Below are 25676 nucleotides of genomic sequence, written 5' to 3'. Positions count from 1 at the left end.
CCGCGCAATGTCCTTTAAGGCGTCGAAAAAGCGTTTCTGCGGGCGGTCAGCCTGGCTGGTCGGGGCCGGGAAATCCGGCTGACCCCGTAGAAACAAAAAATGGGCCGGCTGGCCCATGTCCCCTTCCCGATCCGACCATGGACCAGGCCAGCAATGTCGGAGGCTGTTATAGCGGCAAATTCCACCAATGCAAGGCTTTTCGGCCCGTTTACGGGCCTGCCGGAACGCCGGTTTTCAGGTGCCGGTTTCGGTCTCGGTTCCGGCTCTGGAAGCAACTTTGCGGACCAGGACTCGGCGGACCGCCAGCGACGATCCAGCCCCCAGCAGCAGCCAGAACAGCAGATTGAGGGCAAGGTCACGCCAGACCGCAATGTCTGGGTCCCGCGCCTCACCGAAACCGGGCGTGGTCAGGACGTCGGGCCGGTCGGCCAGCACATAGCCCAGCAGCAGCGGCAGGATCAGCAGCACCAGGCCGGCCAGGCGGCGCTGCCAGTCGCCGCGCCGGAACAGCCACAGGCCAGCCATGCTGGCAGCCACGGAAAACAGCCAAAGTCCGAGGCCGGCCGGCACATGGCCGGGATGGGTCCCAGGCTGCGCCAGCCATGGAAAAAGGCAGAAAACAAGGAAAATACCTCCGCCAAGCCTCAGACCCTGACGGAAACCGCCATCGGCTTTCAGCAGCAGGGGCAGCATCAGCAGGCTGCCAGCCAGGCCCAGCCCCAGATGGTGTAACAGCAGGGCATCAGTTTCAGCCGGATCGATCGGCATCAGGGCGATGGAAAAGACGCGAAAAACCATCAGCCCGAGCGTGGCGGCGATGGCGGCCATGGCCGCAGCGGCAAACAGGCGAAACGACATCGGCGCGCGTCCTCTCGGGGAGGAAGGAAAAACTCAGACCCGGCGCAAACGATAGTAATGCGGCGTGCGCCCGGCCGTGATGGCTTTCTGCTCGTACTTGCTGGGCGGCCAGTCAGCGGGCCGCGTCAGCCAGTCGGCGCTGCTCTCCGCCTGCCAGTCGAACCGCGGTTCGGCCAGGATATGGCGCAGCATCCAGCGCTGGTAATCGGGAACGTCGGTGGCGACGCGAAGTTCACCGCCCGCCGGAATCAACCGCGACCAGTCGGCCAGCGTGTCGGCGTTGACGATGCGGCGCCATTGATGGCGCTTCTTCGGCCAGGGATCGGGAAACAGCGTGAAGCCGCGCGCCACGCTGTTGTCGGGCAGCGCCTTGAGCAGCAGGCGTGCATCATCGGTCAGGATACGAACGTTGTCGCGGACATCACCGCCCTCATGACGTTCGGCGATGCGCATCACCAGCTTGGCCACGCCATGCTCGTAGGGTTCGATGCCGATGAAACCAACATCGGGATGCTGCTGCGACAGCGCGAACAGATGCCCGCCGTCGCCGAAGCCGATCTCGACCCAGTAGGCCTGCTTCGGCGTCGAGAACAGCGATGCGGGATCGAGCACTGCGCCGGGCTTCGGCAGCGTGATCGACACGCGCGGCAGCCAGTCGCCGAAACGGTTTTCGCGGGTGGGGGAAAGTTTGCGGCCGCGCCGACGCCCGAAGATCAGGCGTCGCGGCGCGGCCGCGGACTCGTCGTCAGACACGTATTAGCGGACGTTGAAGGCCGACTTCAGGTCCTTGACCAGATCGGTCTTCTCCCACGAGAAGCCGCCGTCCTTTTCCGGCTTGCGGCCGAAATGGCCGTAGGCAGCAGTGCGGGCGTAGATCGGACGGTTAAGCTTCAGATGCTCGCGGATGCCGCGCGGGCTGAGCTTTACCAGCTCCTGCAGGATCTTGGCGATCTTGTTCTCGTCGGCCTTGCCGGTGCCGTAAGTATCGACATAGACCGACAGCGGATAAGCGACGCCAATGGCATAGGACAGCTGGATCAGGCACTTGTCGGCCAGGCCGGCCGCGACAACGTTCTTCGCCAGATAGCGCGAAACGTAAGCCGCCGAACGGTCAACCTTGGTCGGGTCCTTGCCCGAGAAAGCGCCGCCGCCATGCGGGGCCGCGCCGCCGTAAGTGTCGACGATGATCTTGCGGCCGGTGAGGCCGCAATCGCCGTCCGGACCGCCGATGACGAAGCGGCCGGTCGGGTTCACATAAAAATGCTCGTCATCGCACATCCAGCCCTTCGGCATGACCTTCTGCACGTAAGGCTTCACGATGCGCTTGATGTCGCCACTTTCCAGAACGCGGCCCTTCTTGTCCTTCAGCGCATGCTGGGTCGAGACGACGATGGCGGTGGCGCCGGTCGGCTTGCCGTTCTTGTAGAGCAGCGTGACCTGGCTCTTGGCGTCGGGGCCAAGCAGCGGCTCCTTGCCGCTGTGACGGACGGCGGCCAGCGCCGAGAGGATGTTCTGCGACAGCTGCAGCGGCGCCGGCATCAGTTCCGGCGTCTCGTTGGTGGCGTAACCGAACATGATGCCCTGGTCGCCCGCGCCTTCATCCTTATTGCCGGCGGCATCGACGCCGACGGCGATGTCAGCAGACTGACCGTGCAGCAGCACCTCGACCTTGGCGGTCTTCCAGTGGAAGCCCTTCTGCTCGTAGCCGATCTTCTTGATGGTGGCGCGCGCCACCTCTTCGATCTTCTTCTTGTTCACGGCGCCCGACTTCGACACCAGGCTCTTCGGGCCGCGCACTTCGCCGGCGATGACGACGCGGTTGGTGGTCGCCAGGGTTTCGCAAGCGACGCGGGCATAAGGATCTTCCTTGAGGAAGAGATCCAGCACACCGTCAGAGATCTGGTCGCAGACCTTGTCGGGATGACCTTCAGACACCGATTCACTGGTGAACAGATAGGAAGAACGCGCCACGTGTTATCTCCTCAAAGGCCGCGCCAACCGGCCCCAGGCTTTTTGTCAGCCCGCCCCCGCACCGGCGTTTGGCGCACGCCGGGATTGGAAAACGGGAAAAGTCCGGTTATTTCGCAGAGCCTGACCCGGGGGTCAAGCAGAATGGCGTGACCGAATGGGGGCTTCTGCCGGTTCCACAGCCAGTTCCGGTGACTCTCCGACCTCATTCCCACCCATGGCCCAGACGAGTTCGATGATGCGGCGGCGCAGACCGGGCTGGCGCAGGCCATGGAAGGCACGGAGCAATTCGACATCCTCGCGGCTGAAGGACGCGGCCGGACTGTCGGCTGGCACGGCGGCAGACAGCACCCGGCCATCGCGGTTGGCGACCGGCACGCCCTCCAGGCCATCGAAGAAATAGGCCGGCGGCACGTCGAGAATGGTGGCGAACTGGAACAGCCGGCTGGCACCGATGCGGTTGGCGCCCTTTTCGTATTTCTGAATCTGCTGGAAGGTCAGGCCAACCATCTGGCCGAGTTTGTCCTGACTCATGCCGACCATGGTCCGACGCAACTTCAATCGATTGCCGACATGGACGTCGACGGAATTCTTCGTCACTGAACTGCCCTCACGCACGCAAAACCAAAAAACGAAGGGCGGATTAAAGGCCGCCGCGATGGCTGCGGTCAATGCCTTGTGGTGCGACGTTCCGCCACAAAGCAACAGATGAGAAGCAATATCGATAATGCGAGCAAAGGTATGTCGCCGATACGCGTGTAAGGCGGATAGTCCGACAACGCCTTGGGCAGCGCACCATCAACCGTACCAATTGCATCAAGACCGAGACTGGCCGTTACACGACCATAAGGATCGACGATCGCACTGATGCCATTGTTGGCCGCACGCACCAGCGGCAGACCCTGTTCAACGGCACGAAAGCGTGCGGAAGCAAGATGTTGATAGGGACCGGACGAGCGGCCGAACCAGCCATCATTGGTGACATTGAGCAGCAGGCCGGGCCGCGGCGATGCATCATCCCTGATTTCGTCGGCGAAGATCGCCTCGTAGCAGACCAGCACACGCGCGGGCGGTAAACCGGGAAAAGCGAGTGGCGATGCGGCAAAGCCTGGGGAGAAGTCGATGCTGCCGGCGGCCAATGCATCGAGCCCCAGCGGTTTCAGGATACTGCGAAATGGCAGATATTCACCAAAGGGTACCAGATGCAGCTTGTCATAGACGCCAGCAAGCGTGCCCATGCCATCAACGGCGAAGACACTGTTAAACAGCACCATCTGGCCCTTGGCATCGAACATGCGACGCGGCGCACCGGTGATCAGCGCGCCGGACTTGACCGGCAGCAGACGCGACAGGCCCTCGCGCAGCGGACCCTCCTCATCCAGCAGATAGGGCAATGCCGTTTCCGGCCAGATGATGTGCGTGGGCGGAATGGCGGCCGGCTTCAGGCTGAGCGCGACATGCTCCTGCAGATGCTGCTGGCGCAGGTCGTCGCGCCATTTTGTTGTCTGCGGCACGCTGGGCTGCACCAGGCGCAACTGCACATCGGGAACGGTTTCAACGGCATCGGCCGGCAAACGCAGGCAGCCCAGCCCGAGCAGCAGCGCAAAACCCGCCGGCAGTAGCGAGGCGATCAGACGGCGGCGCGAAGGGAGCACTGGCAGCAGCGCAAGCGTCAGGCCGCTGGCCGCCAGCATAGTGAGCAGGCCCAGACCCTGTTCACCGATGAAGGCTGCAAGCTGCATGGTCGAGGGCCATGCACCCCAAACGGCGCCGACCAGATTCCAGGGAAAGCCAGTCAGCACATGACTGCGCAGATATTCGGCGACCAGCCAGCCAAAAGGCGCCAACAGGATAAAGCGCGAAGGACGATAACCAGCCACGCGATGCGCCAGCCACAGGCCGGTTGCCGGAAACAGTGCCAGCAACAGCGGCAGACCCAGCACTGGCACCGGCAGCAGCAATGCATATTTCTCGGCATCAACGAAGAAAGCGATGCCGATCCAGTAAAATCCTGCGACAAAATAGCCGTAGGCGAAGGCGAAGGCGGTGAATGTACTGCGCCAACCACGGACACCCACCATCATCAGCAGCAGGCCGGCAAAAGCGATGAAGGCCAGCGGCCAGACCGACAGCGGCGCCTGTGCACCGGCCAGCGCCACGCCTAGTGCCAGCGCGAGCGCATAGCGCCGCCAGCCGCTTAAGGCCGCCAGAGCGGCCGGCATCGCAAGCAGGGCCGTCATTTCAGTGGGTCAGGCCGCATCGGCGCTGGATTCAGACGCCTGCACGCGGATGCGCACGCGCTTGACCCGGCGCGGATCGGCATCCAGCACCTCGAAGGCGAGGCCGGCCGGATGTTCGACCAGTTCACCGCGCAGCGGCACGCGGCCCAGATACGACACGATGAGGCCGCCGACGGTGTCGACTTCTTCATCCTCTTCAGGATCAAGCAGCGGGCGACCGAGCTTTTCTTCCAAATCCTCGACCGGGCAACGGCCATGAGCCTCCAGCACGCCATCAGCGCGCTGGATCAGCATCGCGCCGACGCTTTCGTCATGCTCGTCGTCGATCTCGCCGACGATCTGCTCGACCAGATCCTCGATGGTGACCAGGCCGTCCACGCCACCGTATTCGTCGACGATGATGGCCATATGGGTGCGATTGTCGCGCATCTCGCGCAGCAGCTCGAGTACCGACTTCGATGGCGGCACCACCAGCAGCTTGCGCAGAATCTTGTCCATGGAAAAGCCGCTGCGGCCGGCGAGATAGGGCAGCACGTCTTTCACATGGATCATGCCGATCACATCGTCCAGCGAACCGCGATAGACCGGCAGGCGCGAATGCTCGGCATCGACGAGGGTCTTCAACAGCTTCTCGAACTCGATCTCGGCCGATACGGCGATGATATCGGTGCGCGGCACGCGGATTTCGCCTACCCGCAGTTCACCCACTTCCAGCACGTTGCGCAGCAGCGCGCGCTCGGCGGTCTCCTCGGGTGTAGCGCTGTCCTCGGCATGTTCCTCGAGCAGCTCCTCGATACTTTCGCGCAAGGACTCATCGCGGCCACGCAGCAGCGTCAGCAGGCGGCGCCAGAATGTCGTGCCGTTGCCGGCATGCTCACGGGTCTCGCTCATGCTGCGCGCTTCCGCTTCGCAGTTTTCGTCTTCGCCTTGACGGGCACGGCTTTCTTCTGCGACCGGGCGGCCGCGGGCTTCTTTTTCACAACACTCTTCTTTTTTGCAACAGGCTTCTTAACAGCAGTCTTCCTGGGGGCCTTCTTAACGGCTGGCGCGGAGGATTTATAGGGATCGGCGACGCCCATGTCCGCCAGGATTGCTGTTTCCAGCGGCTCCATGGCTTCAGCCTGGTCGTCGTCCATATGGTCATAGCCCAGCAGATGCAGCACGCCATGTACGGTCAGATGCGTCACATGGTCGGCCAGGGTCTTGCCCTGCTCCTTCGCCTCACGGCGGCAGGTCGAGAGCCCCAACGCGATATCGCCCAGATACGGCGGCGGTCGTGACGGATCGATGGCGGTCTCGGCCGGAAAGGACAGCACGTTGGTCGGCTTGTCCTTGGCGCGCCAGCCGGCATTGAGCTTGCGCATCTCGGCGTCTTCGGTGAGCAGGATGCTGAGCGCCACCCGCGCCGTCTTCGGCAGTTCGGACTTCAGCGCCGCCTGCACGGCCTTGCGGATCGCCGCCGCCGCGCCGGGCAGCGCGGTGCGCCAGCCGGCCGCGGCAATGCGGATATCGATCTCGATACGGGACTGGCTACTGGAACCTTCGGGCATGACGGAACCTGGATAATCCTGCTTCTAGCGGCGGGGACGCATGGCGTCGGCGCCGAGATCGAGCTGCTGCTCTTTCTGGGCATAGGCCCGTACGATCTTGGTCACCAGCGGATGACGCACGACATCGGCCTCGCCGAACTTCACGAACGAGATGCCCTCGACACCATCCAAGATATCCAGCGCATGGCGCAGGCCTGACGGCACACCGATCGGCAGATCGATCTGCGACAGGTCACCGGTGACCGCCAGGCGTGAATTCTCGCCAAGTCGCGTCAGCAGCATCTTCATCTGCACCGGCGAGGTATTCTGCGCTTCGTCGAGAATGACGAAGGCATTGGCCAACGTACGGCCGCGCATGAAGGCCAGCGGCGCGACTTCCACCTCGCCGCTTTCCAGTCCCTTGGCCACGCGTTCGGCCGGCAGCATGTCGTAAAGCGCGTCATAGAGCGGACGCAGGTAGGGGTCGATCTTGTCGCGCATGTCGCCCGGCAGGAAGCCGAGGCGTTCGCCGGCTTCGACGGCGGGACGCGACAGGATGATGCGGTCGACGCGGCCTTCAAGCAGCATGTTCACCGCCATGGCGACGGCAAGATAGGTCTTGCCGGTGCCGGCCGGGCCGAGGCCGAAGACCAGTTCATGTTGCTGCAGCGCTTCGAAGTAGAGCTTCTGCGTATGCGATCGCGGCAGGATAATCCGCTTCTTGGTGCGCACCGCGCCATCGGGGACCGGACGGTCATCGCGAACCAACTCGGCCTTGTCACGCAGCTTCGCCGTCACTGGAGCATTCATTGGACCCCCTTGCGTCATGCGGATTGCACCATCGATATCGCCCATCTCGATCTCCGCGCCGCTTTCCAGGCGACGATAGAGGTCGGTGAGAATCTTGCGGGCCTGCGCCATCGCATCGGCCGGACCGGTGATCATCAGCCGGTTGCCACGCGACGCCACCGTCACATTGAGGCGTTCCTCGATGCGGGCCAGATAGCGGTCATGCTCGCCGAACAGAAGCGCGAGCAGACGATTGTCCTCGAAATCCAGAATGATCGGATCGGCTGCCGTCTTATCCGCGCCGCGTGCATCGCTCACAGGCTTTGGCCTCGTTGCTGCGTCCAATCGACCCTCATGCTGCCTCGCGACGAGCGATTTGCCCGTCGATGGAACTGCCGTGACCGGCGGTGATGGTGATCAGGGCGCGGTCGCCAACCTGCAGCGACGCATCCTCCACGATGACGGACTGCAGATAGGGCGAACGCCCCAGCACCTGACCGGGACGGCCCGGGCGATCGAACAACACATCGAGTTCACGGCCGACGCAGGCGCGGTTGAAGTCGGTCGACTGCTCGCGCAGCAGCGCCTGCAGCGCCAGCAGACGTTCGCGGCGCACTGCTTCCGGCACGTGGTTGGGCATCAGGCCGCCCGGCGTGCCGGGACGGATGGAATACTTGAAGGAATAGGCCGAGGCGTAACGCACCTGGCGCACCAGATCGAGCGTCGCCTCGAAATCGCGATCGGTTTCGCCGGGGAAGCCCACGATAAAGTCGCCGCTGAGCGCGATGTCGGGCCGGGCTGTGCGCAGCTTGTCGACGATGCGCAGATAGTCTTCGGCGCGATGCTGGCGGTTCATGGCTTTCAGCACTGCATCTGAACCGGCCTGCACCGGCAGATGCAGGAAAGGCATCAGCGTCTCGAGATCGCCATGGGCGGCGATCAGATCATCGGTCATTTCCAGCGGATGCGAGGTGGTGTAGCGCCAGCGGATATGCGGATACTGCGCATTCACGCGGTCCTTCAGGGTTTTCAGCAGTTGTGCCAACGACCAGGTCCGGCCATCGGCGCCTGCGCCATGCCAGGCATTCACATTCTGGCCGAGCAGCGCGATCTCCTGCACACCCGTCGCGGCGATACGCAGGGCTTCGCTGATGATGGCCTCGGCCGGGCGCGAATATTCCGCGCCGCGCGTATAGGGCACGACGCAGAAGGTGCAGAACTTGTCGCAGCCCTCCTGCACGGCGAGATAGCCGACCGGGCCGGACGCAGACGAAATCTCATCAGGAAGATGATCGAATTTCGATTCGACCGGAAACGCCGTTTCCAGCAGGCCGCGACCGCCGCTGGGCTTCACCCGGGCGCGTTCGGCGCGGGCCAGCAGTTCGGGCAGCTTGTGATAGGCCTGGCTGCCGACGACGAGATCGACAAAGGGCGCGCGCTGGTTGATCTGCTCACCCTCGGCCTGGGCCACGCAGCCGGCGACGGCAATGGTGACGTCGCCGCCTTTTTCACGGGCCTCGGCCTTGCGGATGCGCCAGTGGCCGAGCTCGGAGAAGACCTTCTCGGCGGCTTTTTCGCGGATGTGGCAGGTGTTGAGGATGACCATGTCGGCATCCTCGGGCGAATCGGTTTTGGCGTATCCAAGCGGGGCCAGCACGTCCGCCATGCGGGCGGAGTCGTAGACGTTCATCTGGCAGCCGTAGGTCTTGATGAACAGCTTTTTGGCCAAATCCGGGTTTCAGCGGGGCGGGCCTTCGATCTGACGACGCCCCAGACGCTCCTTAAGAATTCGTTTCCGACACACCCACGCTACCACCCCGGGTCCCAAAAACCAAGGGCAACCGGGATGCAGGGGGTCCTGCGTCACAGATTCTTCACAGGAGAATCAAAGAGTTATCGAAGGGACGTTTGGGCTGTGCAGCCGGAAACCGGCAGGCACAGCCCAAACGGCAGGGGCAAAGGCTGGCTGGCGACGGCTGGCTTGCTGGTCGGCCCCTATTCTCTAGGACGATTCAGGCTGGGCAAGCCTGCAAGACCGGGCAACGAATTTGCGGTTTAGGAAATGTTGTCCATCGCGGTGACCGGGGCCGGCTGGAGCTTGAGTTGCGGCGGCGTGCGCGGGCCGGGCAGTTCGCGGCCGGCGTTGATGTCACTCAGGCCTTCGGCCACGCGCTGGTGGCACCAGGCCGCCATGCCTTTGCGTGAGTTGAACTGCTCCATGGTGACGGCCTCGTGGAATTCCACCACCGCCTCGCTGGGACCGGCCTTCAGGAAGCGCCACAGATGCGGCACCAGGTCCTCGTCGCCGACCCAGGCGAACAGCCGCATCCAGCGTCGGCCGACCGGCATGTGGTTGAGGCGCGCATAGCCGATGCTGACGGGCTGCACGGTGAGCGGGCGGCCATTCACCGGCTGCTCGGCCATGCCGAAGAAAGCGGACTTGAAATTATGGATGCGCAGGCCGTCTGACGACGTGCCTTCCGGGAACAGGATCAGGCGGTCGCCATTCTGCAGGCGCTCGACCATCTCGTCGCGATGCTCGGCCGTGCGCGAGCGCTTTTCGCGTTCCACGAACACCGTGCGCTGCAGCCTGGCCAGCGTGCCGAAAAAGGGCCACTCACTCACTTCACGCTTGGCGATGAAGCTGACTTCCGGCAGTGCCGCCGAAAGCACGACGATGTCGAGCCAGGAGATATGGTTGGAAATGAACAGTGTCGGCGCGGCCTGTGACGGACGGCCAACGGTGCGCACACGCACGCGCAGCAACCAGCAGATTGAGACGTGATAGAAATACGGCAGGCGGCGCATCAGCGGGCTACCCATGCGGAGCAGCAGCATCTGCACGGGGATCAACAGCACCGTCCAGACAAGGAAAACGGTGAGCGTCGCAATGGCACGGGCTGTCATGGTGATGGAAGGACTGAGCGATCAGCCCTTCTTCTTTTCCTTGTCGTCGAGCGGCACACCGAAGAGTTCGAGCCGGTGATCGACCAGCTTGTATCCCAGACGGGCCGCGATTTTTTCCTGCAGGGCCTCGAGTTCAGGATCGTTGAACTCGATGATCTTGCCCGAACGGGTATCGATCAGATGGTCATGATGCGCCTCGGGCATTTCCTCGTAGCGCGCACGGCCGTCGCCCAGATCGAGGCGGCTGAGAATGCCGTTCTCCTCGAACATGCGCACGGTGCGATAGACCGTGGCAATCGAGATGCGGGGATCGACGGCAACCGAGCGGCGGTGCAGTTCTTCCACATCGGGATGATCATGCGATGCGCTCAGGACCCGGGCGATCACACGCCGCTGGTCGGTCATCCGCATGCCAAGTTGTTCGCAAAGTTGTTCGAGGCGGCTGCTCATGTTCGCCGAACGCCCTTATCTGGTTGAAATTCCCTGCGAGTCGACCTTAGCACGGCCGACCGACCGATGAAACGCACCACGGCACCTACAAAACACCGGCGAACACGGTCGCGAATCAGCAGATTCGTTAATACTGCGCGGCCGGTGCCGCAGTCTAGCGGCGACGCCCCTTGCCAAGACCGATCTTCTTGGCCAGCACCTGACGCTGCAGGGCGTAATTCGGCGCCACCATCGGATAATCGGCCGGCAGGCCCCAGCGCTCGCGATACTGCTCCGGGGTCATCTTGTAATGACTCATCAGATGTCGCTTGAGCATCTTCAGCTTCTTGCCGTCTTCCAGGCAGACGATGAAATCGGGCATCACCGATTTCTTCACCGGCACGGCCGGCTGCAAGCGCTCCGCAGTTGCAGGACTCGATGACGGCGCGGCGGAAGCCGTGCCTTCGAGGCCGGACAGCGTAGCATAGACCTGACGGATGAGTGCCGGCAGGGCGGCGGTCTCGATTCGGTTGCTTGCGACATGGGCGGCGACGATTTGGGCGGTCAGCGCCAGCAATTGCGACCGCTCTGCGGACTGCGGCATCGGCGTGCTCCAGTAATCGTTAAAGTAAATCTCAGGGTCGATACTTAAGTTATGGAGCCCAACTCTGTAAATCCAGCCTATTCGCAACAAATTATAGCGTGTCGGAGCGCTGCCGTTTCAACCAGGACTTTAAAGGCAGGCCTCAGAGCGGGCGCTGCATGACAATGGCGTCACGCGGCCCGGCCGGGGTCTGGTAATAGGCGGCGCGGCGGCCAGCCTCGGCAAAGCCCAGCGCGAGATACAGCCCCCGCGCCGGCCGGTTGTCGGACTGGACCTCGAGGAAGCAGCGTGTAACGCCGCGCCCCTTCAGTTCGGCAAGGCCAGCGTCCAGCAGGCGACGCGCCACGCCAAGGCGACGCAGGCGCGGCCGCACCGCCAGCGTGATGACCTCGGCCTCGTCGGCCGCCTGACGCAGCAGCACGAAACCGGCAGGCTGCGCATCATCGGTCCGGGCCAGCAGCGCCAGCGCGCCCGGCATGGCCATCAGATCGCGCAGGCTTTCGACCGTCCAGGCAGCATCGGGAAATGCATCGGCATGCAGGGCCGCCACCAGTTCCGCACTTTCGATGCCGCAGGGCTCGATGACGACCGACAGGGTTGCGCGCGGCTGCGGCGCCTTGGGCAAAGCCGCATCGGGCGGGCGGATATACAGCGGTGCCGGCGCCATTTGCGGTTTCGGCATGCCGGCTGCCAGACGCGCCACGAGCACCGGGTCGGGATCAGGCGAAACGAGTGACAGATGCAGATCCGTGCGGCCAAAAGTTTCTGCCAGCAGCGCGCTACCACTGCCCACCAGAGTCAGCGGTTCCGCCGGCAGCAGCGCAGCGGCATCTTTCAGCGCCAGCAGCAGCGGCTCGGTAATCGCGCTTCCATCGGGTGCAAAGACCTGGAGATAGACTTCATCGCGGCGAGCATCGATCACCGCCACCGTGCCGCAGCCGGGCCGGGCAGCCGCCACGGCCAACGCCTGCGTGGTGGTGACGCCGTAGACCGGGCGATCCAGCGCAAGCCCCAGGCCGCGCGCCGTGGCCAAGGCCGTGCGGATGCCGGTGAAGGAGCCTGGGCCGACCGTGGCTGCGATGCCATCGAGTGCCGTCAGTTCGATACCGGCCTGCAGCCGCGCTTCCTCGATCAGCGCCAGCAGCCGTTCGGCATGGCCCTTGCCGCCGGCCGAGACCACGCGCGCCAGGACCCGTTCTCCATCGGTGATGGCAACCGAGCAGGCGTTCAGCGCGGTATCAATGGCCAGCAGCTTCACGGGCCCGGCCGGCGATGGTAGGAAGGATTCATCATGGTGATGGAGTAGCAGCGATGACCGCCCCCGTCGAGATCAGCCCGGTCGAGATCAAGCTGGTCGAGATCAAACCGCCGGACTTTCCGGTCCTGATCGACATGCGCTATGCCACGGACGACAACCTGACGGGCAAGCCGATCTACGGCCGCGCCGCCTGCTTCCTCAACCCCGAGGCTGCCGGACTGCTGAAAAACGCCATCCGGCTCGCCGCCCAGATGGACCTGCGACTGAAAGTGTTCGATGCCTTCCGGCCGACGGAAGCCGCCTGGGCGCTGTGGAACCACAATCCCGACCCGACTTTCCTGGCCGACCCACGAAAAGGTTCGCCGCATTCGCGCGGCGCGGCCGTCGATGTGACGCTGGTTGATGCCGCCGGCGACGAGCTGGACATGGGCACCGGCTTCGATGCCTTCACGCCGCTGGCCTTCCATGGCGTGCTGGAGATCAGCCCTGAGCAGCAGAAGAACCGCGCGCTGCTGCTGGGTATCATGACCGCCGCCGGCTGGGACTTCTATCGCAATGAATGGTGGCACTATCAGCTGTTCCAGCCGCGCCGCTATCCGCTCTTGTCGGATGCGGATGCCGGCACACTGCTGATGGCGCCGGCCGGATCGATGTGATCGGCAGTCAGCGTCACACGCTCGACATTGCCGGCCAGCCACTGCGCCGTGGTCAGCGCTTCCGCCTTGTCCATCAGCACATCACCGATCAGTTCGCCGACCAGCGGTCCGAACTTGAAGCCATGGCCTGACGTGCCGCAGAAGGCGTAGGCGCGGCTGCCCAGCGTGCGGAACTGGAAGCGCTCCTCGGCTTCGACATCGTAGAAGCAGGTCCTGGCCTGCGTGACCTTGTAATCATCCAGACCGGCGATGCGATGGCGCGCGTTGTCGATGATGCCGGCGATCTCAGCCTTGGTCGGCTCGCGATCCTTCGAGGGATCGGCGGTGGCGCCGAAGCGGTGATCACCGATCTTCAGCCCGGTGCGCATGCCGTCACGGGTGATACGCGGCGGCACGATGTAGAAGCCTTTGGTCGCGCCGATTTCCAGCAGCATCGGCGCGCTGTACCAGGCGGCGGAGAAATCCGCCGGCGGCTGTAGATACACCACCACCTGGCGCGAGGGCCGCGAGACATCGGCCAGACCGGGCAGCAGCTTCGATGTCCAGGGTCCGGCCGTCACCAGCACGCGATCCGCCTGCAGCGTGCCGTGATCACCCAGCGTGACAGTACCGGCCTCGGCATCCACCGCAGTGACGGTCTGGTTGGTTGCGATCTTCACGCCACGGTCGCGCAGATGTGTGGTCAGCGCCGCCACAATGGCCTCGGCGAACAGCAGCCCGCCCGAGGGACAGTAGAAGGTATCCTGCAGGCCGGCCTCGTTCAGCATGGGATACCGGCCGGCGATGGTGGCCGCATCAAAGCTCAGATGCTCGACCTCTTCGTCCTTCAGCACGGCGGCGCATTTGGCCGCCCAGTCATCACCCTCGCCGCTCATCACCAGCGTACCGGTTTCGGCATAGAGCTTCATCTTCAGATCGCGCCAGACGCGGTCCCAGGCGTGATAGGCATGGCGCACCATGCGGGTATAGCCGGCCTGCGCGCCGTATGGATACCGGATCAGGCGATGCTGGTCGACCGAGGAGCCAAGCGGATTGGGCAATGCGCCCTGCTCGATCAGCACCACCTCGGCGCCGATGCGCCGCAAGGCCCAGGCGCTGCTCAGACCCATGATGCCGCCGCCGACGATGATGATTTTCATGGACCCAGCGTCTCCACCACAAGCTCGGCCGCCGCCAGATCTTCCAGCGCAGTGCCCACTGACTTGAAGACCGTGACAGCCGCATCGCCACGCACGAATTCGTTCGCATGGCAGAGATCAAAGAGATCGCCGCGCACGTTTTCTTCCTTCATCGCGCCATTCGTCAGTGGCACGACGAGGTCGCCCGCCTCCTTCAGCGCACCGGTACGCGTATCAACCCAGACGGCAGCGCGCCCCATTGCGACATCGTCGGCCTCACGCATCTGCGGCGTGAAACCGCCCACCAGATCGACATGGGTGCCCGGCTTGAGCCAGTCGCCACGCACCAATGGTTCGCGGCTGAGCGTGGCGCAGGAGATCGTATCGGCCGCGCGTTGCGCCGATTCCAGATCATCAACCACGGCAATCGATGCGCCCAAATCCGTGAGCTTTGCAGCCAGCGTCTCGGCTCCAGCCCGGCTGCGATTCCAGATTTCAATGCGCCGATAGTCGCGCATGGTGCAATGCGCGCGGATCAGATGCGGCGCCAGCGAACCCGACCCGATCATCAGCAGATGTCGCGCATCCTTGCGCGCCAGATAGCCGGCAGCGAGTGCCGAAGCGCAGGCGGTGCGGCGCAAGGTCAGCGCCTCGCCATCGATCACCGCCTTGAGCGCGCCGGTGCGCGCGTCCATCAGCAGATAGGTAGCGCCCACCGACGGCAGACGGAGTTGCGCGTTGTCGGGGCAGACAGTGACCACCTTGACGCCGATATGGCGGCCCGATTGCCAGGCTGGCATGACCAGCAGGGTTCCGCCCACGCCACCCTTGGGGTCGTCGATATGGAAGCGGCTGCGCAACGGCGCTTCGCCACCGATGCAAAAAGCCTCACGCAGATGCGTGATCAACCTGGCGTAAGGCAGCGCCCCATGAACAGCGGCAGTCTCGATCAGGCGCATGATCAGACGAGCGGTGCGGGCGGCAGCGGCGCGCCAGACGTATCGGCGGATGCGGCCGCCTTCTGCGCGGCGAGCTGCTGTTCGGCGGCCTTCTGGCGCGAGGCCGACCAGGCATTCAGCCGGCCGGTCACGACGCCCAGAACAAGTCCGGCAAAAAACACCAGGAAGACCAGCAGATACAGCGGCAGTTCAATCTGGAACGGCAGCGGATCGACGCTGACCGTCACCGCGCCCTTATTGGCGACGGCAAACACCACCAGGATCAGGAGAAGGAGGGCGCCAAGGAAAACGCGCAGAAAGCGCATGCGGACCCCCGCTCTGGAAATTACTCGGCGTCGGCAGTCTGCTTGGCGGACAGATTGAGCTTCTGGCGCAGTTCCTTGCCGGTCTTGAAGAAGGGCACGAACTTTTCCTGCACGTCGACAGCGGTGCCGGTGCGCGGGTTGCGGCCGGTGCGCGCCGGACGACGCTTCACCGAAAAGGCACCGAAACCGCGCAATTCAACGCGATCGCCGCGCGACAGCGCATTGGCGATCTCATCGAAAATCGTGCCGACGATGCGCTCGATGTCGCGCTGAGTCAGATGCTGATTACGCTCGGCCAAACGGTTGATGAGTTCGGACTTGATCATCGGTTTTCCTTAGCCCAGCGGCTGCGGGCCCCCTCGTTCGCTACTCAGGGTGCCAAACCGAGGTCAGGCCGTCAAGCTTAAGTCTTTCGGAAAAAAGGCTTTTTCCAAGGAGGCTGGCAAAGGCCCGGCTGCCCAGGCCGTCCAGCATGCTCGCCGGCGGGTCCGGCGGGATGTCCCGGAGCGGCAAATCGGCCGGGATACCACGCCCGGCCAGCCAGCCACGGGCCTCCTGCAGGCCCCCTAGGGCATCGATCAGGTTGTTATCCAGGGCGGCGCGGCCGGAATAGACCCGGCCATCGGCCAATTGGCGCACTTTCTCGGCCGGCAGGTTCCGGCGGTCGGCCACCAGCCCCACGAACCAGCTATGGGTCTCGTTGACCATGCCCTGGATCTGGGCCCGACCGGCGGGGCTCATCGGCCGGGTCGGGTTGGGCTCGGCTTTCAGCGCGCCCGAGGTAATGGTCTCGGCGCTGACCCCCACCTTTTCCATCAGCTTGGAGAATTCGGCGGTCTGGAACAGTACGCCGATCGAGCCGGTCAGCGAGGTCTCGCGCGCCAGCACATGATCACCGGCAATCGCCACCATATAGCCGGCCGAAGCGCCCAGCGTGCCGATCACCGACACCACCGGTTTCTTCTCGGCGACCTTGCGCACCGCCTGGAACAGCGCCTCACCGCCATAGGTGCTGCCCCCGGGACTGTTGATCTGCAGGACCAGCGCCCGCACGCGATCATCCTCGGCCGCCTCCTGCAGTTTTTCCATCCACCAGTCATTTTCGGAAATCACGCCGCTGATCTCCAGGCGCGCGACATGCACCTGATGACTGCGGATGAGATTGCCGGGATCGAGGCGGTACAGCCCGATCAGCGCGACGGCGAGAACCGCAGCAACGGCGATGAAGCGCCACCAGGTCAGGCGGCGGCTGAGTTTGCGGCGTTCCAGCCAGGCATCGGTATCGGACATGGGGGTAAACTTAGGCAGGGCTTTGGTTTTTGCCAAGGGAGGACGGCAGACAAAACCGCCGGGCCAGGGTTACAGTTCCTTGATGCGTGTCGCCTGCACCGCCCTTCTGCTGCTCCTGAGCCTGTCGCCGGCAGGAGCAGCCGACATGGCTGTGACCGGTGGCGATGCGCCGCGCTACACCGAACGCACAGTGTCGGCCACGCCGCTGGATTCCGCCATCCGTCATCGCTACTGGGCGCCGGGTCTCACCGAAGGCTATGTGCCACAGGGGCTGACCTGGGCGCGCGATACATTATTTGTCGGCGCCTATCGCAGCACCGAGCCGCAGGTCAATCGCGGGCCGGCGCGCGTCTTCGCCGTTGATCCCAAGAACGGCGCGGTGATCGGCAGTTTCGATCTGCCCGATAGTATCGGCCATGCCGACGGTCTTGCCGCCACGCCCGATGGCGGTCTGCTGTTCGTCGCCGACAGCGGCCGCTCGCTCTATGCCTTCGACCTGCCGCGGTCGCTGCAGGCCGGACGCGCCGTGCCGGTAGGCATGCCACGCAAACTGGAAAAGGATCCGGCGCTGGGCAGCAGCTTCCTCGCCTTCGACGGACGCCTGCTGTGGTTCGGCCGCTACAGCCGCGACGATGCAGCGGCGCGTCTGGTCGCCGCCGATCCAGCCGTGTTGTTCGGCAATTCCAGTGAGCCGTTTCGCACGGCGCAGGCGGATCGCAGCCTGCCGCTGCCCTTCCATGCGCAGGGCGCGACCTTCGATGCGCAGGGCCGGCTGTGGATCAGCGCCAGCAATGGCAGCATGGGCAAACTCTATCGCATCGACACGCGAACCGGCGCGGTGCTGGCCGAGCATGCGGCGATGGCGGGACTGGAAGACCTTGCGCGCGGCAGCGATGGTTTGCTGTGGGCAGTCGGCGAAGCCGGATCACAGCGCTGGAACAGCTGGAAAACCTTTTTCCCGCTGCTGTTTTCCTTCGATCCTGCCGCCCTGAAATAACAGACGCTGAAGAATTACCAGCGGAACAGATCGAAGCGCACCAGCCGATAAGGCATCGCCGGCAGGCCATAATGGCGGCGCAGTGCATATTCGATCATCTGCACGGCCCACATCACGATGAAGGCACCGACAAAGCTGCCGACGATGGTGATCAGCATGTTGTCGGGTGCGATGCCGCGCATGGCGCCGATCTTCAGTGCCACCGCCTGGCCCAGACCGAAGCCCAGCACCAGCGACAGCACGTTGGTGGCGTATTTGGCGATGCGCCAGCTGTTGGTGGTGTCGAGTTCGTAGCGCACCGTCGACCAGCCGGCCAGGATGACCAGAATGCACAGCGAACCGCCGGTGATGGTGATGAAAGGGTCGTCCATGCGCGCGTCATCCTGTGTGGTGCTGGCAGCACTGTACAGAAGAGCAGCGTCGTCGCCAATTGCGCCGGGGCCCCGACCTTAGGGGAAGTCGATGACGTGGCGCAGCGTTTCCTCGAATGTCCCGCCATCCAGCACGTAAAGCAGCGGCTGCTGTTCGGTATGATCGCTGGGCGGCCAGGTCTGTCCGATCAGCACCATATCCACGCGGCTGCCGCCCCTGGTCAATGGCAGCAGCAGCCGCCGGGTGCGCGACATGTTGCGACTGTCCCAGCGGAACGTGCTTTCCGAGTAGAGCGGCGCACGATGTTCGAAGACAGCGCGAAACATGCTGGTGATGTAGAGGCGGTAGCTGCCGTTCATCACTTCCGACACATAACGGCCGGTGAAGTCCACGCCGAGACGATTGACGATCTCGGTGCCGACCAATCGGTATTTGATCTGCCGGCCGCCATCGCTGAGTTCGGCCAGACCAACATTGGGCAGCACGCGGCGCGGCATGGTCAGCGCATCGATGTCGGCACGATCAGGCATGGCTCGGCCTTGGCGGCGGTCCGACCAATATCGCCCCAGCGACATCAGCACGGCGTCGTCGCGCAACGGCAAACCCTTGTCGACAGATTGCTCCAACGACCGCTCCGGCGGATTGTTATCACCAGATCAAGGCAGTCGTCGCAGCGACATACAATAATATTGAAGGGCTACAAGCTTTGCAGGATGGCGCCTCAGGGCGCGTCGAACATGCCGCGGAACGTCGCCTGTAAAACGCCTTTTTCCAGCGCTTCTACTGCGATCAGGCGCTGGCGCGGTGTAGGCGGCTGATGTCCGTTCTGGCTGTCGGCGGCCGTCCAGCTCAGCGCACTGAGCACGAAAGCGACCTGCTGCCCGCCTTCTTCCGCGGCCATCGGCAGCAGCAGGCGACGCACGCGGCCATGGCCTTCCTCGCTCCAGACCCGCACGGTTTCAACGAACAGCGGCTGCGCCTTGGTGAAGACCGTGGCGTAGATGTCTTCCAGATAGGCCAGATAGTCAGTACCGCCATAAAGGTCGGTGCTGGTCTTGCCGGTGGCGTCGCGGCCAAAGCGCTGCGCCAGTTCGGTGCCGACAAGACGGAAGCGGATTTCACGGCCTTTGCCAGTGGGCTCCACCAATGCCAGGTAAGGCAGCAGCCGGCGCGGCATATCCAGCGGATCGATGGCGCTGCGGGGGGGGAGAGGATGACCAGCCCGCTTGGCCGACCAGTAGGCGGCCAGGTTGAGCAGGACACGATCATCGGCAAAAGGCAGGGAGTGGCCGGTAGACACTGATACGCAGACTCGACTTAAACCCGACCAAACGAATCGGAGCGTTGTAACATGATCCGACAGTCAGGCAATTCCTATTCGGATTCAATGGGTTGCAACCTGTCCGCGTATGATTAACACTTAAAATATCGCACAGGAGGGTTATTTGTGCGGTTTGCCGGTCTCAAGCTGGGCTTTCAGCCGTGCGAGTGCGAGACGGATGCGCGACTTCACCGTGCCCAGTGGCAGCTGCTCTTTTTCGGCGATATCGCGATGGGACATGTCCGAGAAGAACGCGAGCTGCAGCAGCCGCGTCTGTTCCGGCGGCAGGGTTTCCAAGGCGGCGCGCAGCCGCGTTTCATCCTGGGCGACATCCAGCCCCTGATCCGGCGCGGGTTCCGGATCGGGCACCAGCGCCGGATCATTGGGATCGAATTCCGGGCGTTTTTCGCGGCGCAGGCGGTCGATGCGCTTGTTGCGGGCGATGGTGAACAGCCAGGTGGCCAGCGAAGCCTGCACGGGATCAAAGCTCGCGGCGCGGCGCCAGGCCATGATCAGGCTTTCCTGAACCACCTCCTCGGCCACATCCTCCGGCGCGCCCTGCCGGATCAGATAAGCCTTCAGGCGAGGAGCGAAATGCCCATACAGCAGGGCAAAGGCGGACCGGTCACCGTTGCCGGCCACCGCCGCCATCAGCTCCGCCTGCCGCTCACGATCCATGGGGCTCCCCACTCATGCCGCGATGGTGCGGTAAGAGGAGAGATAAGGCAAGCAGGCCAAAGGGTTAGATAACGAGCCGGGAACATGGATCACACTGCCATGATGTCGCCATGAAATCGGGTGGAAATCGATTATCCACCCCGCTATGTTCGCCGCCATGACCGACAACACGGCTATCCGATCCGCAGCCCCGATGCTCGCCTCGCGCCCGCTTTTGTCTCTGCAAAGCCCGGGGCGCAGCCTCGTGCGCCTGCTCGCCCTCGCCGCCCTGATGCTGGGCCTGATGCCGGGTGCCGGCAGCGATGCCTTCGCCCAGGCCAAGAAGAAACAGGAAGCGGCCAAGCCCGCACCAGCCGAAACCAAGAAGATCGGCAGCTTCAGCGGCTGGGATGCCTATGAGCATACCGACAAGGGCGCCAAGCTCTGCTACCTGCATGCCCTGCCGCAGAAGAAAGAACCAGTGAGTGCCAAGCGCGGCGAGATTTATATCCTGGTGACACACAAGCCGAAGGATAAGATTCGCAACGAGGTCAGCATCTATTTCGGCTACGCGCTGAAGGAAAGCCTGCCGGCGCAGGCCGTGGTCGCCGGCACCACGGTGGAGATGTTCACCCACCAGGAAGCCGCCTGGGCTGCCGATTCATCCGCCGACCAGAAGCTGGTCGACGCCCTGCGCAAGGGCAAGACCCTGGTGGTGAAGGGCGAGTCCGCTCGTGGCACCAAGACCACCGATACTTATGACCTGGGCGGCTTCGGCCCGGCGCTGCAGGCAATCGACAAGGCCTGCGGCATGGCGGCGACGTCGTGAGCACGACAACAGCTATCGTTCCGGATGTCGGCGTGCGCGACCGCACGCCTGCCGCTGTTGCTGCCACTGACGGCTGCACCGAGCTGCTGGGCCTGACACGCGCCGAGATCGCCGCAGCGCTGGTTGCGGCCGGTGAGGCGGAAAAGTCCGCCAAGATGCGCGCCAACCAAATCTGGCACTGGGTCTATTACCGCGGCAGCCGCGACTTCACGGCGATGACCACGCTGTCGAAGGAGCTGCGCGAGCGGCTGATCCAACATTTCAGCGTCGGCCGGCCGTCTGCCAGCCGCGACCTGAAAAGCACCGACGGTACCCGCAAGTGGCTGCTGAAATTCTCGGACGGCGAAGAAGCCGAGTGCGTGCACATCCCGGAAGAAGATCGTGGTGCGCTCTGCGTCTCCAGCCAGGTCGGCTGCACGCTGACCTGCCGCTTCTGCCATACCGGCACGATGAAGCTGGTGCGCAACCTGGATGCCGGCGAAATCGTCGGCCAGGTGATGCTGGCGCGCGACCATCTGAATGAATGGCCCTCGCCGCCGGAAGGCCGCATGCTGTCCAACATCGTGATGATGGGCATGGGCGAGCCGCTGTACAATTTCGACCATGTGTCGAAGGCGCTGAAGATCGTGATGGACAACGAGGGCATCGCGATCTCGAAGCGCCGGATCACGCTCAGCACGGCCGGCGTGGTGCCGATGATCGAACGCTGCGGCTCCGAACTGGGTGTCAATCTGGCAATCAGCCTGCATGCCGTGCGTGACGACATCCGCGACGTGATCGTGCCGATCAACAGGAAATACCCGATCAAGGACCTGATGGCCGCCTGCGCCGGCTATCCCGGCCTGAGCAATGCGCGCCGCATCACGTTTGAATATGTGATGCTGAAAGGCGTGAACGACACGCCGGCCGATGCCAAGGAACTGGTGCGGCTGCTGAAGGGCGTGCCGGCCAAGGTGAACCTGATCCCGTTCAATCCCTGGCCCAACGCTCCGTATGAATGTTCCAGTGACGAGGCGATCCGCAAGTTCAGCGACATCGTCTTCAACGCCGGCTATTCCTCGCCGGTGCGCACGCCACGCGGCCGCGACATCATGGCCGCCTGCGGCCAGCTGAAATCGGCCAGCGTGAAGCGCAGCAAGGCCGACATCCTGCGCGAACAGGCCGCCAAGGACGCGGCGGCCGCCGCGCTGCCTGTCTGATGACGATCCGCGCTTCTCTTCTCGCCTTCGCATTGCTGGCCCTGCCCGGCCTGGCCGCAGCCCAGAGTTCCGGCCTGCTGCAGCCGGGCCTCCTGCCTCCCGCACCGCTTCCGCCCACTGCCCTGCAACCGACCGAACCCGCAACGGCGGCGCCGACGCCGGTGCGTGTGGTGGACGACCGCGTTGCCTTCAATGCCACCGAGCAATGGCTGATCCCGCAGTATTTCCAGAAGGTGCGCGAGGGCCAGAAGCGTGCCGCGCGCAGCAAGCGGTATCAACGCAGCCTGCCCACCGGCCTGACGCAGAATCCGGGCAAGGGCGATCAGTTGCCCCAGCCCGTGCTGGCCGAACTGCATCGCCTGCCCGGTCCGCTGGTGCGCGATCTGCCCCCGGCCCGGCCCGGCACCGACCGCGTCATCGTCGGCAAGGATGTGCTGATGGTGAACACGGCGAATGGCGAAGTGCTCGATATCCTCAGCGGCATCATTTTCTGAGCCGCGCCCGCCGTCTGAACTCTAGCGCTTGAAGAAGCCCACGAGGTCGGCCAGTTCGGTCGCCTGATGGGCCAGCGCCTGTGCCGAGGCCGTGGTTTCCTCGACCAGCGCTGCATTGCGCTGGGTCGCCTCATCCATCTGCGCCACCGCCGTGTTGACCTGATCCAGGCCGGTTGCCTGTTCGCGCGACGCGGCCGCGATCTCGGCGATGATATCCGATACACCGCGGATCGCATCGTTGACCTCGGTCAGTGATGACCCGGCCTTTTCCACCAGGGCTGCACCGTCGCGAACATGGCCGTTCGAGGTATCGATCAGGCTCTTGATCTCCTTGGCTGCGTTGGCCGAGCGCTGAGCCAGCGCCCGCACCTCATGCGCCACCACCGCAAAGCCCTTGCCGGCTTCACCGGCCCTTGCCGCCTCAACACTGGCGTTCAGGGCAAGCAAGTTGGTCTGGAAGGCGATCTCGTTCATCACCGCGATGATGTCGCCGATCTTGGTGGCGCTGGTCTCGATCTGCTGCATGGCGGCGATCACGCCCTGCACGACCTCGCCGCTGGCCAGCGCCTTGTTGCGCGCCCCGCCGCTCAGGCCATCGGCCCGGGTGGCGTTGTCGGCATTCTGCTTCACGGTGGCGGTGATCTCCTGCATGGTCGCCGCCGTCTCTTCCAGCGCCGCGGCCTGGCTTTCGCTGCGCTGGGCCAGATCGAGGCTGCCCGACGAAATTTCTGCCGACGCCGTCTTCACCGCGACTGCGCTTTCGGCCAGCCGTTCCGAGAAATCGCCGAGCAGGCCGGCCATGGCATTGGTGCCATCCTTCAGTTGACCGAACAGGCCGGCGTAATCGCCCCGCACCTGCTTGGTCAGATCGCCGGCGCCCAGCGCCGCCGTCACCAGCGCCATCTCATCCATCATCGCCTGCATCATCTCGGCGAAACGGTTGAGCTGCTTGCTGATGTCGAGGAAGAATCCGGCCTTGCCGTCCTGAGCCAGGCGACTGCCGAGATCACCGGCGATCAGCCGGTTGACCAGATCGGTGACTTCGGCAGCGGAGACGCGTTCGCGCGCTTCGGCCTCGGCCCGCTTGAGCTGTTCGCCATCGCGCGCCACCTGACGGTCGCGTGAACTCTTGCGCCGCGCCGTCGCCTCGCTGCGCCAGCTGCGCCAGGACGCACGCAGTCCCTGCAGGCGCGGGCCGGCCCCGGTGAGGGTCGCGACCAAGCCGATCACCGGCAGGCCGATCGTCAGGCAGACGCCGAAGATGCCGGCAAGGCGATCCGGCTTTTCAGCCAGCAATCCGGCACAGCTGGACTGCAGATCGGCGGCCACGCGGTCACGCACCAGGCACATCTGATCGATGCGCCGGGTAGTAACCTGGAACCAGTAGGGCGCCTCGATGCCGCTGGCGGTGCCATCTGCAAAGCCGTGATAGATGCGGTTGCGCAGGTCTTCCACTTCGGCGAATTCAGCCTTGCCGCGCTGTTCTTCGAAATAGGCGATCTGCGCCGATGTGGCATGACTGCGGAAGACAGTGAAGTCGGCTTCCTGCAGGAAGCCCAGACTCATGAAGCGCTGGAAGATCGCCAGCTCGAACTTGCCGGCCGCCAGCGCGCCTGATCCAGTGGCACGTTCCTGCGCCGATTTCTCCAGGCCTTCCAGCAGCGCCAGATAGGCGTCGAGGCCACGGGCAAATTCCATATTGGTCAGCATGTAGCCCAGGCTCTGCACGCTTTCGAGCGCCTGCCGGATCGGTGTCGTCCAGTTGGTGAAGGACTGCTGGGTGGTGAGTTCAAGCCGGTCGATGGCCGGCCGCGCCAGACGGGCGGAATCCAGGGTCTTGCTCAGCGTATCGCCGGGTCCGAGCAGCGGCGCCAGCAGGGTGAAGTCGCGGCAATCATCCAGCGCGGCGCGCAGGACCAGTACCCGCTGGTCCAGATCGACGCGCGCGGTTTGCAGCTGCTCGCGGAATTGCGTGCCCTTGCTGCCAATGAACAAGGCGCTGGAGCCGCGCTCGCGCTGCAGGTCATGAGCGAGCAAACCCACTGCGATGGCATAGGCGATGGCTTTTGCGGTGGCAGGCGCCTCGGCGCGGCGCTGGCGCGTCTCATAAAGCTGGGTGGCGGCGTAACCGACAAATCCGAGAACTGACAGGCGGCGCGAACTGACCTGACCACTTCGATCTACGCTGGATAGAACACCATCGGGCATTGACTGACCTCTTATCGCCTTTTGCGACACTGCGCTTCTGCCTGAAATCAAAGCATGTTCCGTGCCAAGATTTTCGCCATCTGAAAGTTTCTATCCGATGTCTGATCAGCGATCTGCATGCACGAATGACACAAGAAAAAGGGATGCTGAGGTGCCAGCATCCCATTCTTCATCATACCCCTGGGCTATGAATCGACTGCGCTGTGACTCAGTAGCGCTTGTACTCGAGATACTTGCCGGTCATGACGATCTTCACGCGATCGCCCTTCGGATCGGGCAGGCGCTCCATCGTCATGTTGAAGTCGATCGCCGACATGATGCCGTCGCCGAATTCCTCGTGAATCAATTCCTTCCAGGTGGTCCCATAGACCTGCACCAATTCGTAGAAGCGATAGATGGTCGGATCGGTCGGCGGGCCCGGCGGCAGCGAACCACGATAGGGCACCTCGGCCAGCAGCTTTTCCTCCAGCTTGCCCAGACCGAACAGCTTCGCGGCCTTGGCGGCCTGCGCCGGCTCCAGCTTCATCTGACCGAGCAGCGCGGCGGTGAGGAAGATATGCGACTGCTTGGCATCGATCTTCTTGGCGATGTCCTTCCAGGCCCAGCCTTTCAGGCGTTTGACATCGAGAATCTTGGCGGTGACATCTTCGCGCTTCACGGGTTTCTCTCCTGTGCTTTCTTGTGACGAC

28 protein-coding genes and 1 pseudogene are annotated in these 25676 nt (G+C 63.8%); 5 read left to right on the top strand and 24 right to left on the bottom strand.

Features of this window, described 5'->3' with window-relative positions; genetic code table 11:
- Positions 1-234: 234 nt before the first annotated feature.
- From AC1RRE_RS03500 to tsaB, 13 genes and pseudogenes are all read right to left on the bottom strand, one after another.
- Positions 235-858, bottom strand: coding sequence for a hypothetical protein (locus AC1RRE_RS03500; protein ID WP_492979698.1), 624 nt, complete (start codon positions 856-858; stop codon positions 235-237).
- Between the two features lie 33 nt (positions 859-891).
- Entirely contained in the window at positions 892-1611 is a 720-nt protein-coding gene (gene trmB, locus AC1RRE_RS03495; RefSeq protein WP_492979697.1) for a tRNA (guanine(46)-N(7))-methyltransferase TrmB, read from the bottom strand.
- Positions 1612-1614: 3 nt separating this feature from the next.
- Positions 1615-2829 (bottom strand): methionine adenosyltransferase, encoded by a 1215-nt coding sequence (gene metK / locus AC1RRE_RS03490; protein ID WP_492979696.1) that lies wholly within the window; start codon positions 2827-2829, stop codon positions 1615-1617.
- A gap of 132 nt (positions 2830-2961) precedes the next feature.
- Entirely contained in the window at positions 2962-3426 is a 465-nt protein-coding gene (locus AC1RRE_RS03485; RefSeq protein ID WP_492979695.1) for a helix-turn-helix domain-containing protein, read from the bottom strand.
- Positions 3427-3494: 68 nt separating this feature from the next.
- Entirely contained in the window at positions 3495-5066 is a 1572-nt protein-coding gene (gene lnt / locus AC1RRE_RS03480; RefSeq protein WP_492979694.1) for an apolipoprotein N-acyltransferase, read from the bottom strand.
- A 9-nt stretch (positions 5067-5075) separates the two neighbouring features.
- Entirely contained in the window at positions 5076-5957 is an 882-nt protein-coding gene (locus tag AC1RRE_RS03475; protein ID WP_492979693.1) for a hemolysin family protein, read from the bottom strand.
- A gap of 167 nt (positions 5958-6124) precedes the next feature.
- Positions 6125-6616: pseudogene (ybeY, locus tag AC1RRE_RS03470) on the bottom strand (rRNA maturation RNase YbeY); the annotation flags it as partial.
- Positions 6617-6640: 24 nt separating this feature from the next.
- A complete protein-coding gene (locus AC1RRE_RS03465; RefSeq protein WP_492979692.1) occupies positions 6641-7702 on the bottom strand; it encodes a PhoH family protein in 1062 nt (353 codons plus the stop codon).
- A gap of 34 nt (positions 7703-7736) precedes the next feature.
- Positions 7737-9113, bottom strand: a complete 1377-nt coding sequence (gene miaB / locus AC1RRE_RS03460; RefSeq protein WP_492979691.1) for a tRNA (N6-isopentenyl adenosine(37)-C2)-methylthiotransferase MiaB — start codon at positions 9111-9113, stop codon at positions 7737-7739.
- Positions 9114-9439: 326 nt separating this feature from the next.
- Positions 9440-10291, bottom strand: coding sequence for a lysophospholipid acyltransferase family protein (locus tag AC1RRE_RS03455; protein WP_492979690.1), 852 nt, complete (start codon positions 10289-10291; stop codon positions 9440-9442).
- A 21-nt stretch (positions 10292-10312) separates the two neighbouring features.
- On the bottom strand, positions 10313-10741 hold the full coding sequence (locus AC1RRE_RS03450) for a Fur family transcriptional regulator (protein ID WP_492979689.1): 429 nt from the start codon (positions 10739-10741) through the stop codon (positions 10313-10315).
- Between the two features lie 154 nt (positions 10742-10895).
- A complete protein-coding gene (locus AC1RRE_RS03445; RefSeq protein ID WP_492979688.1) occupies positions 10896-11324 on the bottom strand; it encodes a Ros/MucR family transcriptional regulator in 429 nt (142 codons plus the stop codon).
- A gap of 142 nt (positions 11325-11466) precedes the next feature.
- Complete coding sequence (gene tsaB / locus AC1RRE_RS03440; protein ID WP_492979687.1) at positions 11467-12582, bottom strand: tRNA (adenosine(37)-N6)-threonylcarbamoyltransferase complex dimerization subunit type 1 TsaB; 1116 nt, start codon at positions 12580-12582, stop codon at positions 11467-11469.
- 53 nt (positions 12583-12635) lie between these two features.
- Between tsaB and ddpX the strand changes: the two genes are divergently transcribed.
- On the top strand, positions 12636-13238 hold the full coding sequence (gene ddpX, locus AC1RRE_RS03435) for a D-alanyl-D-alanine dipeptidase (protein WP_492979686.1): 603 nt from the start codon (positions 12636-12638) through the stop codon (positions 13236-13238).
- On the opposite strand, the gene AC1RRE_RS03430 is transcribed toward ddpX, so the two are convergent.
- Genes AC1RRE_RS03430 through sppA form a run of 5 tightly spaced genes read right to left on the bottom strand, consistent with a single transcriptional unit; the run spans position 13175 to position 16910 of the window.
- Positions 13175-14377 carry an FAD-dependent oxidoreductase gene (locus AC1RRE_RS03430; RefSeq protein WP_492979685.1) on the bottom strand — a complete coding sequence of 401 codons (1203 nt, stop codon included), beginning with the start codon at positions 14375-14377 and terminating at the stop codon, positions 13175-13177. The two genes, ddpX and AC1RRE_RS03430, sit on opposite strands and share 64 nt — an antisense overlap.
- Positions 14374-15315, bottom strand: coding sequence for a bifunctional Delta(1)-pyrroline-2-carboxylate/Delta(1)-piperideine-2-carboxylate reductase (gene lhpI, locus AC1RRE_RS03425; RefSeq protein WP_492979684.1), 942 nt, complete (start codon positions 15313-15315; stop codon positions 14374-14376). Before lhpI ends, AC1RRE_RS03430 begins: the two co-directional genes overlap by 4 nt.
- A gap of 2 nt (positions 15316-15317) precedes the next feature.
- Positions 15318-15620 carry a LapA family protein gene (locus AC1RRE_RS03420; RefSeq protein WP_492979683.1) on the bottom strand — a complete coding sequence of 101 codons (303 nt, stop codon included), beginning with the start codon at positions 15618-15620 and terminating at the stop codon, positions 15318-15320.
- A 20-nt stretch (positions 15621-15640) separates the two neighbouring features.
- Positions 15641-15946, bottom strand: coding sequence for an integration host factor subunit beta (gene ihfB, locus AC1RRE_RS03415; protein WP_492979682.1), 306 nt, complete (start codon positions 15944-15946; stop codon positions 15641-15643).
- A 40-nt stretch (positions 15947-15986) separates the two neighbouring features.
- Entirely contained in the window at positions 15987-16910 is a 924-nt protein-coding gene (sppA, locus tag AC1RRE_RS03410) for a signal peptide peptidase SppA (protein ID WP_492979681.1), read from the bottom strand.
- A gap of 145 nt (positions 16911-17055) precedes the next feature.
- Here sppA and AC1RRE_RS03405 point away from each other — a divergent pair, with 145 nt between their 5' ends.
- Positions 17056-17907 carry an NHL repeat-containing protein gene (locus tag AC1RRE_RS03405; protein ID WP_492979680.1) on the top strand — a complete coding sequence of 284 codons (852 nt, stop codon included), beginning with the start codon at positions 17056-17058 and terminating at the stop codon, positions 17905-17907.
- Positions 17908-17921: 14 nt separating this feature from the next.
- Here the strand turns inward: AC1RRE_RS03405 and AC1RRE_RS03400 are convergent, their stop codons facing one another.
- From AC1RRE_RS03400 to AC1RRE_RS03385, 4 genes are all read right to left on the bottom strand, one after another.
- The gene (locus AC1RRE_RS03400; protein ID WP_492979679.1) at positions 17922-18278 is read right to left on the bottom strand and encodes a hypothetical protein; all 357 of its coding nucleotides are present in this window, start codon (positions 18276-18278) and stop codon (positions 17922-17924) included.
- Between the two features lie 78 nt (positions 18279-18356).
- Complete coding sequence (locus tag AC1RRE_RS03395) at positions 18357-18905, bottom strand: PAS domain-containing protein (protein ID WP_492979678.1); 549 nt, start codon at positions 18903-18905, stop codon at positions 18357-18359.
- A 95-nt stretch (positions 18906-19000) separates the two neighbouring features.
- Positions 19001-19579, bottom strand: a complete 579-nt coding sequence (locus AC1RRE_RS03390) for a PAS domain-containing protein (protein WP_492979677.1) — start codon at positions 19577-19579, stop codon at positions 19001-19003.
- Between the two features lie 141 nt (positions 19580-19720).
- The gene (locus AC1RRE_RS03385; protein ID WP_492979676.1) at positions 19721-20278 is read right to left on the bottom strand and encodes a sigma-70 family RNA polymerase sigma factor; all 558 of its coding nucleotides are present in this window, start codon (positions 20276-20278) and stop codon (positions 19721-19723) included.
- Between the two features lie 244 nt (positions 20279-20522).
- Here AC1RRE_RS03385 and AC1RRE_RS03380 point away from each other — a divergent pair, with 244 nt between their 5' ends.
- Genes AC1RRE_RS03380 through AC1RRE_RS03370 form a run of 3 tightly spaced genes read left to right on the top strand, consistent with a single transcriptional unit; the run spans position 20523 to position 22779 of the window.
- Complete coding sequence (locus tag AC1RRE_RS03380) at positions 20523-21086, top strand: invasion associated locus B family protein (protein ID WP_492979675.1); 564 nt, start codon at positions 20523-20525, stop codon at positions 21084-21086.
- 32 nt (positions 21087-21118) lie between these two features.
- Positions 21119-22285 carry a dual-specificity RNA methyltransferase RlmN gene (gene rlmN, locus AC1RRE_RS03375; RefSeq protein ID WP_492981329.1) on the top strand — a complete coding sequence of 389 codons (1167 nt, stop codon included), beginning with the start codon at positions 21119-21121 and terminating at the stop codon, positions 22283-22285.
- Positions 22285-22779 (top strand): hypothetical protein, encoded by a 495-nt coding sequence (locus tag AC1RRE_RS03370; protein ID WP_492979674.1) that lies wholly within the window; start codon positions 22285-22287, stop codon positions 22777-22779. The genes rlmN and AC1RRE_RS03370 overlap by 1 nt, the downstream gene beginning before the upstream one ends.
- Positions 22780-22800: 21 nt before the next feature.
- Here AC1RRE_RS03370 and AC1RRE_RS03365 read toward each other — a convergent pair whose 3' ends face one another.
- Positions 22801-24987: a methyl-accepting chemotaxis protein gene (locus AC1RRE_RS03365; protein WP_492979673.1), complete on the bottom strand. Its 2187-nt coding sequence runs from the start codon at positions 24985-24987 to the stop codon at positions 22801-22803.
- 208 nt (positions 24988-25195) lie between these two features.
- Positions 25196-25645: a cyanase gene (gene cynS, locus AC1RRE_RS03360; protein WP_492979672.1), complete on the bottom strand. Its 450-nt coding sequence runs from the start codon at positions 25643-25645 to the stop codon at positions 25196-25198.
- Positions 25646-25676 lie beyond the last annotated feature (31 nt).

The organism is Ferrovibrio sp. GW821-FHT12D07, assembly GCF_058807275.1.
Note: the sequence above shows the minus strand (reverse complement) of the source record. Positions and strands in the feature narration are given on the sequence as shown.

What these genes read in the sequence shown, in the direction of transcription:
- AC1RRE_RS03450 (WP_492979689.1), bottom strand. Translation starts at nt 10,741, where the DNA reads ATGAGCAGCCGCCTCGAACAACTTTGCGAACAACTTGGCATGCGGATG.
- AC1RRE_RS03370 (WP_492979674.1), top strand. Translation starts at nt 22,285, where the DNA reads ATGACGATCCGCGCTTCTCTTCTCGCCTTCGCATTGCTGGCCCTGCCC.
- lhpI (WP_492979684.1), bottom strand. Translation starts at nt 15,315, where the DNA reads ATGCGCCTGATCGAGACTGCCGCTGTTCATGGGGCGCTGCCTTACGCC.
- AC1RRE_RS03400 (WP_492979679.1), bottom strand. Translation starts at nt 18,278, where the DNA reads ATGGACGACCCTTTCATCACCATCACCGGCGGTTCGCTGTGCATTCTG.
- AC1RRE_RS03430 (WP_492979685.1), bottom strand. Translation starts at nt 14,377, where the DNA reads ATGAAAATCATCATCGTCGGCGGCGGCATCATGGGTCTGAGCAGCGCC.
- sppA (WP_492979681.1), bottom strand. Translation starts at nt 16,910, where the DNA reads ATGTCCGATACCGATGCCTGGCTGGAACGCCGCAAACTCAGCCGCCGC.
- AC1RRE_RS03445 (WP_492979688.1), bottom strand. Translation starts at nt 11,324, where the DNA reads ATGCCGCAGTCCGCAGAGCGGTCGCAATTGCTGGCGCTGACCGCCCAA.
- AC1RRE_RS03500 (WP_492979698.1), bottom strand. Translation starts at nt 858, where the DNA reads ATGTCGTTTCGCCTGTTTGCCGCTGCGGCCATGGCCGCCATCGCCGCC.
- lnt (WP_492979694.1), bottom strand. Translation starts at nt 5,066, where the DNA reads ATGACGGCCCTGCTTGCGATGCCGGCCGCTCTGGCGGCCTTAAGCGGC.
- ihfB (WP_492979682.1), bottom strand. Translation starts at nt 15,946, where the DNA reads ATGATCAAGTCCGAACTCATCAACCGTTTGGCCGAGCGTAATCAGCAT.
- AC1RRE_RS03420 (WP_492979683.1), bottom strand. Translation starts at nt 15,620, where the DNA reads ATGCGCTTTCTGCGCGTTTTCCTTGGCGCCCTCCTTCTCCTGATCCTG.
- AC1RRE_RS03365 (WP_492979673.1), bottom strand. Translation starts at nt 24,987, where the DNA reads ATGCCCGATGGTGTTCTATCCAGCGTAGATCGAAGTGGTCAGGTCAGT.
- AC1RRE_RS03405 (WP_492979680.1), top strand. Translation starts at nt 17,056, where the DNA reads ATGGCTGTGACCGGTGGCGATGCGCCGCGCTACACCGAACGCACAGTG.
- AC1RRE_RS03475 (WP_492979693.1), bottom strand. Translation starts at nt 5,957, where the DNA reads ATGAGCGAGACCCGTGAGCATGCCGGCAACGGCACGACATTCTGGCGC.
- AC1RRE_RS03385 (WP_492979676.1), bottom strand. Translation starts at nt 20,278, where the DNA reads ATGGATCGTGAGCGGCAGGCGGAGCTGATGGCGGCGGTGGCCGGCAAC.
- ddpX (WP_492979686.1), top strand. Translation starts at nt 12,636, where the DNA reads ATGACCGCCCCCGTCGAGATCAGCCCGGTCGAGATCAAGCTGGTCGAG.
- AC1RRE_RS03455 (WP_492979690.1), bottom strand. Translation starts at nt 10,291, where the DNA reads ATGACAGCCCGTGCCATTGCGACGCTCACCGTTTTCCTTGTCTGGACG.